At 69.3% G+C, this 12,319-nt stretch carries 9 protein-coding genes; 7 read left to right on the top strand and 2 right to left on the bottom strand.

Annotation, left to right across the window (positions count from 1 at the left end; genetic code table 11):
- Positions 1–4 precede the first annotated feature (4 nt).
- Both UAJ10_RS18200 and UAJ10_RS18195 read left to right on the top strand, forming a co-directional pair.
- Complete coding sequence (locus UAJ10_RS18200) at positions 5–1,330, top strand: outer membrane beta-barrel protein (protein ID WP_322916616.1); 1,326 nt, start codon at positions 5–7, stop codon at positions 1,328–1,330.
- A gap of 38 nt (positions 1,331–1,368) precedes the next feature.
- Positions 1,369–1,824, top strand: a complete 456-nt coding sequence (locus UAJ10_RS18195; RefSeq protein ID WP_322916615.1) for a septal ring lytic transglycosylase RlpA family protein — start codon at positions 1,369–1,371, stop codon at positions 1,822–1,824.
- 75 nt (positions 1,825–1,899) lie between these two features.
- Here UAJ10_RS18195 and UAJ10_RS18190 read toward each other — a convergent pair whose 3' ends face one another.
- Entirely contained in the window at positions 1,900–3,543 is a 1,644-nt protein-coding gene (locus UAJ10_RS18190) for a hypothetical protein (RefSeq protein WP_322916614.1), read from the bottom strand.
- A 203-nt stretch (positions 3,544–3,746) separates the two neighbouring features.
- Positions 3,747–4,370, bottom strand: a complete 624-nt coding sequence (locus tag UAJ10_RS18185; RefSeq protein WP_322916613.1) for a hypothetical protein — start codon at positions 4,368–4,370, stop codon at positions 3,747–3,749.
- A gap of 446 nt (positions 4,371–4,816) precedes the next feature.
- Between UAJ10_RS18185 and kdpF the strand changes: the two genes are divergently transcribed.
- The 5 genes from kdpF (at position 4,817) to UAJ10_RS18160 (ending at position 12,313) form a co-directional block, all read left to right on the top strand.
- Positions 4,817–4,903, top strand: a complete 87-nt coding sequence (gene kdpF, locus UAJ10_RS18180) for a K(+)-transporting ATPase subunit F (RefSeq protein ID WP_145749801.1) — start codon at positions 4,817–4,819, stop codon at positions 4,901–4,903.
- Positions 4,904–4,934: 31 nt separating this feature from the next.
- Complete coding sequence (kdpA, locus tag UAJ10_RS18175; RefSeq protein ID WP_322916612.1) at positions 4,935–6,662, top strand: potassium-transporting ATPase subunit KdpA; 1,728 nt, start codon at positions 4,935–4,937, stop codon at positions 6,660–6,662.
- Positions 6,663–6,714: 52 nt separating this feature from the next.
- Positions 6,715–8,853: a potassium-transporting ATPase subunit KdpB gene (gene kdpB / locus UAJ10_RS18170; RefSeq protein ID WP_322916611.1), complete on the top strand. Its 2,139-nt coding sequence runs from the start codon at positions 6,715–6,717 to the stop codon at positions 8,851–8,853.
- A gap of 16 nt (positions 8,854–8,869) precedes the next feature.
- Positions 8,870–9,505 (top strand): potassium-transporting ATPase subunit KdpC, encoded by a 636-nt coding sequence (gene kdpC, locus UAJ10_RS18165; protein ID WP_322916610.1) that lies wholly within the window; start codon positions 8,870–8,872, stop codon positions 9,503–9,505.
- A 108-nt stretch (positions 9,506–9,613) separates the two neighbouring features.
- On the top strand, positions 9,614–12,313 hold the full coding sequence (locus UAJ10_RS18160; RefSeq protein WP_322916609.1) for a sensor histidine kinase KdpD: 2,700 nt from the start codon (positions 9,614–9,616) through the stop codon (positions 12,311–12,313).
- The last annotated feature ends 6 nt before the right edge of the window (positions 12,314–12,319 follow it).

Here is a 12,319-nt window from a genome sequence, read left to right as displayed (position 1 = left end):
TCCCATGTCGCATTCCATCCAGTCCACCATTCCCCGCCGCCGCGCGCTGCGCGTTGCCGCCGCCACGGCGGCCTGCGCCCTGATGCTGGGGGCCGGCGCCGCCCGCGCGGATGAGGACGCCGCCGCGCCGTCGCCCCCTGCGGTAACCCCTGGGGCGCCCGCCGGCATCACCGTCAGCGGCCTGGTGGAGGCCGGGATCACCGCGGCGGACCATGGCGCCGACCGTGGCCCCAACTACGGCCACCTGTTCACCGACCGCACGAACCAGCTGGTGCTGAACCAGGCCGTGGCCACCATCGCCAAGGACGCGGCCCCTCAAAACGCACAGGACGGTGACGACTTCGGCTGGGGCTTCAAGCTGCAGGGCATGTACGGCACCGACGCCCGCTACACCCACTTCCTGGGTGAACTGGACCGCACCATCGGCGAGCGCACGCAGCTGGACATCGTGGAGGCCAACGTGGCCTTCCATCTGCCCGACGTAGCCGGCGGCAGCCTGGACCTGAAGGTGGGGCAGTACGCCTCGCCCCTGGGGGCCGAGACCATCGTGGCGTCCAGCAACCCGCTGTACAGCCACAGCTACATCTTCAACTTCGGCCTGCCCTTCAAGCACACCGGCGCGCTGGCCACCCTGCACCTGTCCGGCGGCATCGACCTCTACGGCGGTGTCGACAGCGGCGTGAACACCAGCCTGGGGCGCGACGGCGACAACAACGACGCCTGGTCCGGCATCTTCGGCTTCGGCTATGCCAACGCCGACAGCACCGTCACCCTGGTGGCGCTGACCCACGTGGGGCCGGAGGACGCCAGCACCAAGGCCCCGCTGGGCCTGGCCCACGCCAATGACGAGGCGCGCTGGATCAACGACGCCGTGCTGACGGTGAAGGCCAGCGACGCGCTGACCCTGATCACCGAGCTGAACTACGTCCGTGACGACCTGGTGAAGGCGGAGGCGTTCGCCGCCGCCCAGTATGCCACCTGGAAATACGACGACGCCGTGTCGCTGACCCTGCGGACCGAGGTGTTCCGCGACGTCCAGGGCTTCTACGTCGCGGCCTTCCAGGGCAACCAGGACTATGTCCTGGCGGAGGCGGGGCAGCCCACGCGCGCGCCGGTGCTGTCGGCTGGCCAGGGGGCCACCTACCTGGCGCTGACCGCGGGGGTGACGTGGAAGCCGGCGGCGGCCCTGGGATGGGACGCGCTGCCGGATGGCTTCGCCCTGCGGCCGGAGGTGCGCTACGACCGGTCGCTGGGCAATGCCCGGCCGTTCAATAACGACCAGGGGCAGACCACCTTCGGCCTGGACGTGCTGATCCCCTTCGGCGGCTGAGTCCCGACAAACTTCATAACAACGACGGCGAGGGTCCCATGAGGACGCTGCGATGGGGTTGCCTGGCCTTGGGCGCCGGGCTGGCGCTTGCGCCGGCCCTGGCCCTTGGAAACACCGTGGCGGCGGATGACCATGCCCCGGTCGGTGGCCAGGTCGGCAAGGCCAGCTGGTACGGGCGGGAGCATGCGGGCCACCGCACCGCCAGCGGCGAGGCCTACGACCCCGAGGGCCTGACCGCCGCCCACCGCACCTTGCCTCTGGGCACGGTGATCGAGGTGTCGGCCCACGGCCAGGTGGTGCAGGTGCGGGTGAACGACCGGGGGCCCTTCGTGAAGGGCCGGGTGCTGGACCTGTCGGCCGCGGCCGCCCGGGTCCTGGGCCTGGACCGCACCGGCACGGCCGTGGTCAACATCCGCCCCACCGGCGCCATCTGCCCCGCCAACCGGGCGTGCGATGCGCCGCCGCAACAGGTGGCGGAGGCGGGACCGCCCTGATATCTGGACGCCCCCACCTTGGCGAGGGCCGGCACGACACGCGCCGGCCCTTACCCTTTTTAGGCAGCGGCCAGTTTAGGTGGCGGCCAGCAGGACCTCCGTCACCTCATCCGAGAACCACTTTCTGTGGCCATCGATCAGGACGCCGCCCTGGCCGTCCGCCGGGGCCTTGGCCACGGGCATGCCGTGGGCCAGCAAGGCCTGGGCGCAGGCCACCCAGTCACCGCTATCTTCCGGCTGGTTGAGCGTCGCCCAGGACAGGGTGCCGCTGACGTCGTCGCCGTAGCCGTGCCTTTCCGTCCAGCAGGCGCCGTGGTCCAGCAGGAAGCGGGCGAGGGCGGCATCGCCCCGGAACACGGCGTGGTTCAGGGCGGTGGCGTTCCAGTCCCCCGCCGCCACGGTCAGGGGCCACCCCAGGCGGACCATGACGGCGATGGCGGCATCACATCCCCATTGCGCCGCCAGTTCCGGCAGCAGGCGCCGCTGGCTGTCCGACAGGCCGTCGGGCAGGTCGGGCCGCTGGGCCTGAATCGCGCGCGCCGCCGCCTCATCCCCGGCGGCACAGGCGGCGACGAACCGGTCCTCCAGCGACAGCGCCGTGCCGCCGCCGGCCTGGCGCAGCACCTCCGCCACCTCCGTGAGGCCGAAGCGCAGGGCGACCGTGTAGGCGCTGGTGCCGTCGGGTGTGCGGGCATTGGGGTTGGCGCCAGCATCTAATAAAGCTTTAAACAGGGAAGTAGAACAACGGCGATAGCAGGCCCACAGCAAGGGGTTTCCCCAGTTGGAAATGGGACTATTATGCGCCGGTTCGTTGGCGTCGGCACCATGGGCCAATAAGGATTGTAGCGCGTCAACTGAGTTCAGGTCTAGCGCCCGATATATTATATTCGAGCCAACTACCTTAGCGCCTGCCTTCAAAAGTAACTCCACGCAAACAGGACTCTCCAGCGCATGGTATAGGGACTCTCCGTCATTAGGGTCAGCGCTGGCTTTCAGTAACAGGGCGGTCAACTTGGGATCGTGGTTTCGCCCAGCAGCGCCGTAAAGGGCAGATAGCTGATTTTCGGATGGCGAGTCGACGGACGCCGGCGGAAACCTATCACTTACAGCTTGATTGGGATTAGCGCCTGCTTTCAGCAGCATATCGGCGCATGCATATAGGCGCTCGGCGAACCCTGGCACCCGTACCAGGCTGGAGTGCGTGACCGCCAGCAGAGGGGGCAGTTTCAGCGGGCCGCTGGCGCGGTTCACCCAGGTGCGATCCTGGGCGATGGCCTGGCGCACGCGCTCCACATCGCCGCTGGCGCAGGCCAGGATGGGATCGCCCGCCGTCAGATCCGGATCCTCCGCCAGCAGGCGGAGGGCTGCGGCTGGGCGCGGGCGGCGCATGCTGCCGCTGATGTCGCCGGGATAGACCAGGCGCAGCCATTCCAGCGTTGCCTCCGCCCGGTCAGCGGATGCGGCGCGGCGGCTGGCGACGTAGGCGTCCAGGTCGGCCCAGCCCAGGAAGGCATATTCGCGCGCCAGGCAGGACTGGGCGTCATGCAGGCGCAGGGCCAGCGCCGCCAGGGCCGCGTCGTCTTTGCCATGGGCCGCCGGCAGGTTGGCCCGGAAGCGGGCGAGGGCGTCGGCATCGCCGCGCCGGTACGACGCCAGCAGTTCCTTGGCCTGGCGTTTCAGCTGATCGATATGGGGATGGTCGGGAAGCGGTTTTGCCATGAGCGAACCTCCGTGCATGAGGCGCCGACGACCCGCAAATCCGGCTGCACAAAGGTCGGGTGTGACCGCGTGGGATATGGCCAGTGGGCTCAGCCCTTCCCGCGGGTCCGGTGGCGGCTTGGCGACCGCACGCCTGGACGATAGGGCAGGGGCCCCCACCGCGTCAACGGGCCCTTCGGCCGCGCACCCGCCAGCCGCCGGCCTTACCCACCGCCCACCGGCAGCGGCTCACCCAGGCAATGCTCGATGGCGCGCGTGTCGTCGCAGCGGGGGGCGCCGGCGCGTAGGCGCTGGGTCACGTCGCGCAGGCAGGTGGCGATGCCGCCGGCGCGGATGGCCAGGGGCGAGTCCAGGAAGGCGCGGTCCTTGTCGTGGGCGGCCAGGGCCAGGCCGAAGTCCAGCTCCTGCTCCAGGCTTTGCGCCAGGTCGCCCGCCAGGCGGTCGCTGCCCACCTGATCGCAGCGCTTGCCGCCCTTCTTGCGCGCCGCCGCGTGGGCCTGCACCACGGCGCGCCAATGGGCATCGCTGGCCATGACATAGGCGTAGGCCAAGGGGCTGTTGGGATAGGCGCTGCTGTAGGCGGCGTAGGCCTTGCCATAGTCGCCCCGGCGATAGGCCCGGTCGCCCTGCGCCGACAGGGCCCGCGCCGCCTTCACGTCTGCCGGCGTCTGCCGCTGGCGCGCGGCGTCGGCCTGGGCCAGGCGGTCGGCCCTGGTCGCGGGGGTGCCGGCGGGTGTGCTGGCGGTGGGCGGGGCATCGGCGGCCTGGGCGCCGCCGGCCATCGTCAAGGCGATCAAAGCGGCCAGCCAGCGAAGGCGTGTCGTCATGGATTCTTTCCCGCAGCGCTGGGGCGTCGCTCCCGCATCCCAGTCGGATCTTATCCGCTGTTTGCCGGGAATTGCCAAAGGGATTGCGGCCGGTCCATTCACCCCGCCTTTATTCGCGTCAACGCCGACTTCCCCGTTCATCCAATCGGGAAAGTCAATCAACCCGTTGAAATTATGGTGGTTTTCTCAAACGGTCCGTACCATCCGCGCCGGCCGCCGTTAAAATCCTTTTATTTCCAGCCCCCGGCTTTGCCATCGAATTTTGATGGCCATCGGCTGTCTCCTCAGCATCGACCCATCCTGCCCGGAAGCGCCCCGTCGAGGGCCTTCCGGGTTTCGTTCGTGAGGAACATCCGCATGCTCGACGTCATCCTGCTCGCCCTGCTGGTGGGGCTTTTCGGCCTGGGCGTGGCCTACGCCTACGCCTGCGAAAGGCTGTGACCGCCATGTTCGACCTGATCCTGGGCGCGGCCGTCTCGGTCGGCCTGACCATCTACCTCGTCTACGTCCTGATCCGGCCCGAGCGCTTCTGAGCGCGGCCTCGCGTATGCGGAGACCTTACCCGTGACGTTCAACGGCATTCTACAGATCGCGCTGTTCGCGGCGATCATCCTGGTCCTGACGCGGCCCCTGGGCGGCTTCATGACCCGTGTATTCAGTGGCGGGAACACCCTGCTGGGCCGCGTCTTCGGCCCCGTCGAGCGCGCCATCTACCGCGTCTGCGGTGTCGATGCGACGGCGGAGCAGCACTGGCTGACCTATGCCGTCGCCATGATGCTGTTCAACCTGCTGGGCGCCCTGCTGCTGTACGCGCTGATGCGCTTCCAGGCCCTGCTGCCCTTCAACCCGCAGGGCCAGGCGGCGGTGGCGCCGGACCTGTCCTTCAACACCGCCATCAGCTTCGTCACCAACACCAACTGGCAGTCCTATGGCGGTGAGACCACCATGGGCTACCTGGTGCAGATGGCGGGCCTGACGGTGCAGAACTTCATGTCCGCCGCCACGGGCATCGTGCTGGCGCTGGCGCTGGTGCGCGGCTTCAGCCGCCGCGGCGCCCGCACCATCGGCAACTTCTGGGTCGACCTGACCCGCGCCACCCTCTACGTGCTGCTGCCCGCCTGCGTGGTCCTGACCCTGTTCTACGTCTGGCAGGGCGTGCCCCAGAACCTGGCCGCCTATACCGAGGCGACCACGCTGGAAGGCGCCAAGCAGATCATCGCGCAGGGCCCCGTGGCCTCGCAGCTGGCCGTCAAGATGCTGGGCACCAACGGCGGCGGCTTTTTCAACGCCAACTCCGCCCATCCGTTCGAGAACCCCAACGCCCTGGTCAACCTGGTGCAGATGCTGAGCATCTTCACCATCGGCGCCGGCCTCACCAACGTCTTCGGCCGCATGGTGGGCAACGAGCGCCAGGGCTGGGCCATCCTGGCCGCCATGGGCGCCATGTTCATCGTCGGCGTCGGCGTCTGCTACTGGGCCGAGGCCCAGGCCAACCCGCTGTTCGCCGGCCTGCCGGTGGACCAGACGGTCAGCGCCCTGTCGCCGGGCGGCAACATGGAGGGCAAGGAGGTGCGCTTCGGCATCGCCAACACCGCCCTGTTCGCCACCATCACCACCGACGCCTCCTGCGGCGCCATCAACGGCTGGCACGACAGCTTCATGCCCCTGGGCGGCATGGTGCCCCTGGTCAACATGCTGCTGGGCGAGGTCATCGTCGGCGGCGTGGGCGCCGGCCTCTACGGCATCCTGCTGATGGCCATCATCGCCATGTTCGTGGCCGGCCTGATGGTGGGCCGCACGCCCGAATACATCGGCAAGAAGCTGGAGGCCAAGGAGGTGAAGATGACGGTGCTGGCCATCCTGGCCATGCCGCTGGTCATCCTGGTGTTCAGCGCCATTTCCTCCGCCATTCCGGCGGGTGTCGCCGGCATCGCCAACAACGGCCCGCACGGCTTCTCGGAAATCTTCTACGCCTTCTCGTCCGGCGCGGCGAACAACGGCAGCGCCTTCGGCGGCCTGTCGGCCAACACGCTCTGGTACAACGTGACCCTGGGCGTGACCATGTTCGTGGGCCGCTTCTTCATCATCATCCCGGCCCTGGCCATCGCCGGCGCCCTGGCCGCGAAGAAGTCCGTGCCCGCCTCCGCCGGCACCTTCCCCACCACCGGCCCGCTGTTCGTCAGCCTGCTGGTGGGCGTGATCCTGATCGTGGGCGGCCTGACCTACTTCCCCGCCGTGGCGCTGGGGCCGGTGGTCGAGCACCTGCAGATGATGGCCGGCACCACCTACTGACCCCCGGGTAGAAGCCTTGCATTGGCGTCATCCGTTCTTCGGAGATTTCGAGATGTCATCCCCTTCCATGTTCCACCCGGGGCAGCAGCCGGCGGCGCCGCAGCCGGCGCCGACCACCCGCCGGGGCGGTAAATCCGCCCTGCTGGACCCCGCCATCCTGGGCCCGGCGGTCAAGGCCAGCTTCACCAAGCTGAACCCCGCCACCCTGGTGCGTAACCCCGTCATGTTCCTGGTGGCGGCGGTGGCGCTGCTGACCACCGTGCTGCTGGCGCGCGACCTGGCCACCGGCGCCCAGGGCACCGGCTTCTCTTTCCAGATCGTGCTGTGGCTGTGGTTCACGGTGCTGTTCGCCAACTTCGCCGAGGCGGTGGCCGAGGGCCGGGGCAAGGCCCAGGCCGACAGCCTGCGCAAGACCCGCACCGAGACGGTGGCCAAGCGCCTGACCGGCCCCATGGTCGCCAGGGGGGCGGCCGTCACCAGCTTTCAGACGGTGGGGGCCGCCGACCTGAAGGTGGGCGACCACGTGGTGGTCGACGCCGGCGACATCATCCCCAGTGATGGTGAGGTGGTGGACGGCATCGCCACGGTGGACGAGTCCGCCATCACCGGTGAGTCCGCGCCCGTCATCCGGGAAAGCGGCGGCGACCGCTCGGCCGTCACCGGCGGCACCCGGGTGCTGTCGGACCGCATCATCGTCCGCATCACCGCCGCCCAGGGCTCCACCTTCCTCGACCGCATGATCTCCCTGGTCGAGGGGGCGGAGCGGCAGAAGACCCCCAACGAGATCGCGCTCAACATCCTGCTGGTGGGCATGAGCCTGATCTTCATCCTGGCGGTCGTCACCATCCCGGGCTTCGCGGCCTATGCCGGCGGCACGGTGTCGGTGGTGGTGCTGGTGGCGCTGTTCGTCACCCTGATCCCCACCACCATCGGGGCGCTGCTGTCCGCCATCGGCATCGCCGGCATGGACCGCCTGGTGCGCTTCAACGTGCTGGCCATGTCCGGCCGCGCGGTGGAGGCGGCGGGCGACGTCGACACCCTGCTGCTGGACAAGACCGGCACCATCACCCTGGGCAACCGCCACGCGGCGGAGTTCATCCCCGTCTCCGGCGTCACCGACAAGGAACTGGCGGAGGCCGCCCAGCTGTCGTCCTTGAGCGACGAGACGCCGGAGGGCCGCTCCATCGTCGTGCTGGCCAAGGAGAAGTACGGCCTGCGCGGCAAGGACATGGGGGCCCTGAACGCCCGCTTCGTCCCCTTCGCCGCCCAGACACGCATGAGCGGCGTGGATCTGGACGGCGGGGTGCAGATCCGCAAGGGCGCGGTGGACGCCGTGCTGCGCCACGTGACGGCCCTGCGCGGCAGCCAGCCGGTGCGCCATCCGGAGCTGGAGGCCATCACCGAGCGCATCGCCAAGGCCGGCGGCACGCCCCTGGCCGTGGTGCGCAACGACCGGGTGCTGGGCGTCATCTACCTGAAGGACATCGTCAAGGGCGGCATCCGCGACCGCTTCGCCGAGCTGCGCCGCATGGGCATCCGCACGGTGATGATCACCGGCGACAACCCGCTGACCGCCGCCGCCATCGCGGCCGAGGCGGGCGTGGACGACTTCCTGGCCCAGGCCACGCCGGAGGACAAGCTGGCCCTGATCCGGAAGGAACAGGCCGAGGGCCGGCTGGTCGCCATGTGCGGCGACGGCACCAACGACGCCCCGGCCCTGGCCCAGGCGGACGTGGGTGTGGCCATGAACACCGGCACCCAGGCCGCCCGCGAGGCCGGCAACATGGTGGACCTCGACAGCGATCCCACGAAGCTGATCGAGATCGTGGGCATCGGCAAGCAGCTGCTGATGACCCGCGGCGCGTTGACCACCTTCTCCATCGCCAACGACGTGGCCAAGTACTTCGCCATCATCCCGGCGATGTTCGCGGGGCTGTACCCGGCGCTGAACGCGCTGAACATCATGCACCTGGCCACGCCGCAGTCGGCCATCCTGTCGGCCATCATCTTCAACGCCCTGGTCATCATCGCGCTGATCCCGCTGGCCCTGAAGGGCGTGCGCTACCGCGCCCTGCCGGCCGCCAGCCTGCTGTCGCGCAACATGCTGGTCTATGGCCTGGGCGGCATCATCATCCCCTTCATCGGCATCAAGGCCATCGACATGGTCGTGACCGCCGTCGGCCTGGCCTAAAGGAGGCCTCAGAGCCATGCTCAAGCAAATCCGCCCGGCCATTTCGCTGGCCGTCTTCTTCACCATCGTCTGCGGCCTGATCTATCCCCTGGGCATGACCGGCATCGCCCGCGTCCTGTTCCCCAGCCAGGCCAACGGCAGCCTGATCACCGCCAAGGACGGCACGGTCGTCGGGTCCACCCTGATCGGCCAGAACTTCACGTCGGAGAAGTACTTCTGGGGCCGGCCGTCGGTGACCACCGACACCGACCCCAACGACAGCACCAAGACCGTCGCGGCCCCCTACAACGCCGCCAACTCCATGGGCTCCAACCTGGGGCCCACGTCCAAGGCCCTGGTGGACCGCATCGCCGGCGACGCGGAGAAGTACGGCGCCACCAAGGATCATCCGGTGCCGGTGGACCTGGTCACCGCCTCGGCCAGCGGCCTGGACCCCGACATCTCGCCCGCCGGCGCCTATTACCAGGTGGCGCGGGTGGCCAAGGCCCGGGGGATGACAGAGGCCGCCGTGCGCGGCCTGGTGGACGCCCATGTGGAAGGCCGCCTGCTGGGCCTGATCGGGGAGCCGCACGTCAACGTCCTGGCGCTGAACCGCGCCCTGGACGCGGCGCACCCGTCGGCTAACGATGCGGCGCATCCCGCGGGTAACTGATTGTCCTGAAAGGTTAAAGGCTCGCCGTTCCGGGGGCGTTGGCGCTATTGTCGTCGATGATCCCGGGCGGCGGCCTTTGCCGTTTGTACCGCCTCTGAAAGACCGTCCTTGAGCCACGACCACACCAACCGCCCGTCGCCGGACGCCCTCTTGAGCCAGGCCATGCAGGAGCGTCGCGGCAAGCTGCGCATCTACCTGGGCGCCGCCCCGGGCGTGGGCAAAACCTATCAGATGCTGGAAACGGCGCGGCAGCTGAAGGCCGAGGGCGTGGACGTGGTGGTGGGCGTGGTGGAGACCCACGGCCGGCGCGAGACGGAGGCCATGGTGGCCGGGCTGGAGGTCGTGCCCCGCCGGGTGCTGGAATACAAGGGCCGCACCCTGCAGGAGATGGACATCGACGCCCTGCTGCGCCGCCGTCCCCGTCTGGCCCTGGTGGACGAGCTGGCCCACACCAACGCGGCGGGCAGCCGCCACGCCAAGCGCTATTCCGATGTGGAGGAGCTGCTGGCCGCCGGCATCGACGTGCTGACCACGCTGAACATCCAGCATGTGGAAAGCCTGAACGACGTGGTGGCCCAGATCACCCGCATCCGCGTGCGTGAGACCGTGCCCGACAGCGTGCTGGAGATGGCGGATGAGATCGAGGTCATCGACCTGCCGCCGCAGGACCTGATCAAGCGCCTGAACGAGGGCAAGGTCTATATCCGCGAGCAGGCGCAGCGGGCGCTGAAGCACTATTTCTCCCCCGGCAACCTGACGGCCCTGCGTGAGCTGGCGCTGCGGCGCACGGCGCAGCGGGTGGACGACCAGATGCTGTCCTACATGCAGCGCCACGCCATCCAGGGCCCCTGGGCGGCGGGTGACCGCGTGCTGGTCTGCGTGTCGGAGGACAAGACCGCCGGAGGCCTGGTGCGCTATGCCAAGCGCCTGGCCGACCGGTTGAAGACCCGCTTCACCGCCCTGTATGTGGAAACCGCGCGCACCCAGCGCCTGACCGAGGCGGCGCGCGACCGCATCGCCGACACCCTGCGCCTGGCGGAGCAGCTGGGGGGCGAGGCCATCACCGTGCCCGGCCGCACCATCGCCGCCGACGTGCTGGGCTACGCCCGCGCCAACAACTTCACCCACATCATCATCGGCAAGTCCGAACGGCCGCGCTGGTTCGAGATCGTGCACGGCTCGGTGGTGCACGAGCTGGTGCGCAAGGCGGGCACCATCTCCGTCCACGTCATCGCCGGCGACGCGGTGGAGGCGGACGAGATCCCGCCCAAGATGGTGCGCACCCGGCCGGAATCCAGCGGCCTGGCGTGGCAGCCCTACGGCGTGGCGACGCTGATGGTGGGCCTGGCCACCGTGGTGGGCAGCCTGCTGGGCAACACCATGGACGTGCGCAACCTGTCGCTGGTCTACATCGCCGCCGTCCTGGCCAGCGCCATCCTGCACGGCTACGGCCCCTCGCTGTTCGCCTCCTGCCTCAGCGTGCTGGCCTACAACTTCTTCTTCCTGCCGCCGCTGTACACCTTCACCATCCGCGACCCGTCCAACGTGGTGGCGCTGGTGTTCTTCACCATCGTCGCCGTCTTCACCAGCCGCCTGACGGCGCGGGTGAGGGAGCAGGCGACCATCGCCGCCAACCGCGCCCGCATCACGGCCCAAATGTTTTCCTTCGCGCGCAAGCTGGCCGGCATCGGCGAGATGGAGGATTTGCTGTGGGCCACCACCCACCAGGTCGCGCTGCTGCTGAAGGTGCGCGTCGTGCTGCTGATGCCCGACGACCATGGCGCGCTGGAAGTGCGGGCGGGCTACCCGCCGGAGGACCAGGTGGGCGAGATGGACCTGGCCGCCGCGCGCTGGGCCTATGACAACGCCAAGCCGGCGGGGCGCGGCGCGCCCACGCTGCCCGGTACCCAGCGCCTGTTCCTGCCCGTGCGGACGGAGCGGGGCGTGGTGGCGGTGGTGGGTGTGGACACCGACGACCCCGGTCCCATCCTGACGCCGGACCAGCGCCGCCTGCTGGACGCCATCATGGACCAGGCGGCCGTGGCCATCGAGCGGGTGAAGCTGGTCCAGGACATCGACAAGGCCCGGCTGGAGGGTGAGACGGAGCGCCTGCGCTCCGCCATGCTGACCTCGCTCTCGCACGACTTGCGCACGCCACTGGCCGCCATCATCGGCACCGCCACCACCCTCAAGGCGGAGGGGGAGGGGCTGGAGCCCGCCACCCGCGCCCAGCTGACCGGCGACCTGCTGGTGGAGGCGGAGCGCATGGGGCGCTTCGTGCGCAACCTGTTGGACATGACGCGGCTGGAGGCCGGGCTGGACATCCGCCGCGAGCCGACGGACCTGGTGGACGTGGTGCACACCGCCACCCAGCGGGCCAAGCCCATCCTGGCCGGCCGGCCGCTGGACCTGGATCTGGCGGCCGACCTGCCCCTGGTGCGCACCGACTACCTGCTGCTGGAACAGGTGCTGTTCAACCTGCTGGACAACGCCGCCAAGTATTCCGGGCCCGAGGCCCGGGTGGCCGTGTCGGCGGCGCGGCGGCACAACCATGTCGTCATCCGCGTGATGGACGAGGGCGTGGGCATCCCGCCCGATAGCCTGGAGCGCATCTTCGACAAGTTCTACCGGGTGGAGGCGCGGGATCACCGCCAGGCCGGCACCGGCCTGGGCCTGGCCATCTGCCGCGGCTTCATGACGGCGCTGGGCGGCACCATCAAGGCCGCCAATCGCACCGACCGGACCGGCGCCGTGTTCGAATTGACGCTGCCCACCGATGACGCGCTTGATGCCTGGATGCTGGAATAGAGTTGA

This window comes from Nitrospirillum guaranorum, assembly GCF_034653275.1.
GTDB lineage: Bacteria > Pseudomonadota > Alphaproteobacteria > Azospirillales > Azospirillaceae > Nitrospirillum.
This window is presented reverse-complemented; position numbering and strand designations above follow the sequence as displayed.

What these genes read in the sequence shown, in the direction of transcription:
- kdpF (WP_145749801.1), top strand. Translation starts at nt 4,817, where the DNA reads ATGTTCGACCTGATCCTGGGCGCGGCCGTCTCGGTCGGCCTGACCATC.
- UAJ10_RS18185 (WP_322916613.1), bottom strand. Translation starts at nt 4,370, where the DNA reads ATGACGACACGCCTTCGCTGGCTGGCCGCTTTGATCGCCTTGACGATG.
- kdpB (WP_322916611.1), top strand. Translation starts at nt 6,715, where the DNA reads ATGTCATCCCCTTCCATGTTCCACCCGGGGCAGCAGCCGGCGGCGCCG.
- UAJ10_RS18190 (WP_322916614.1), bottom strand. Translation starts at nt 3,543, where the DNA reads ATGGCAAAACCGCTTCCCGACCATCCCCATATCGATCAGCTGAAACGC.
- UAJ10_RS18195 (WP_322916615.1), top strand. Translation starts at nt 1,369, where the DNA reads ATGAGGACGCTGCGATGGGGTTGCCTGGCCTTGGGCGCCGGGCTGGCG.
- UAJ10_RS18200 (WP_322916616.1), top strand. Translation starts at nt 5, where the DNA reads ATGTCGCATTCCATCCAGTCCACCATTCCCCGCCGCCGCGCGCTGCGC.
- kdpC (WP_322916610.1), top strand. Translation starts at nt 8,870, where the DNA reads ATGCTCAAGCAAATCCGCCCGGCCATTTCGCTGGCCGTCTTCTTCACC.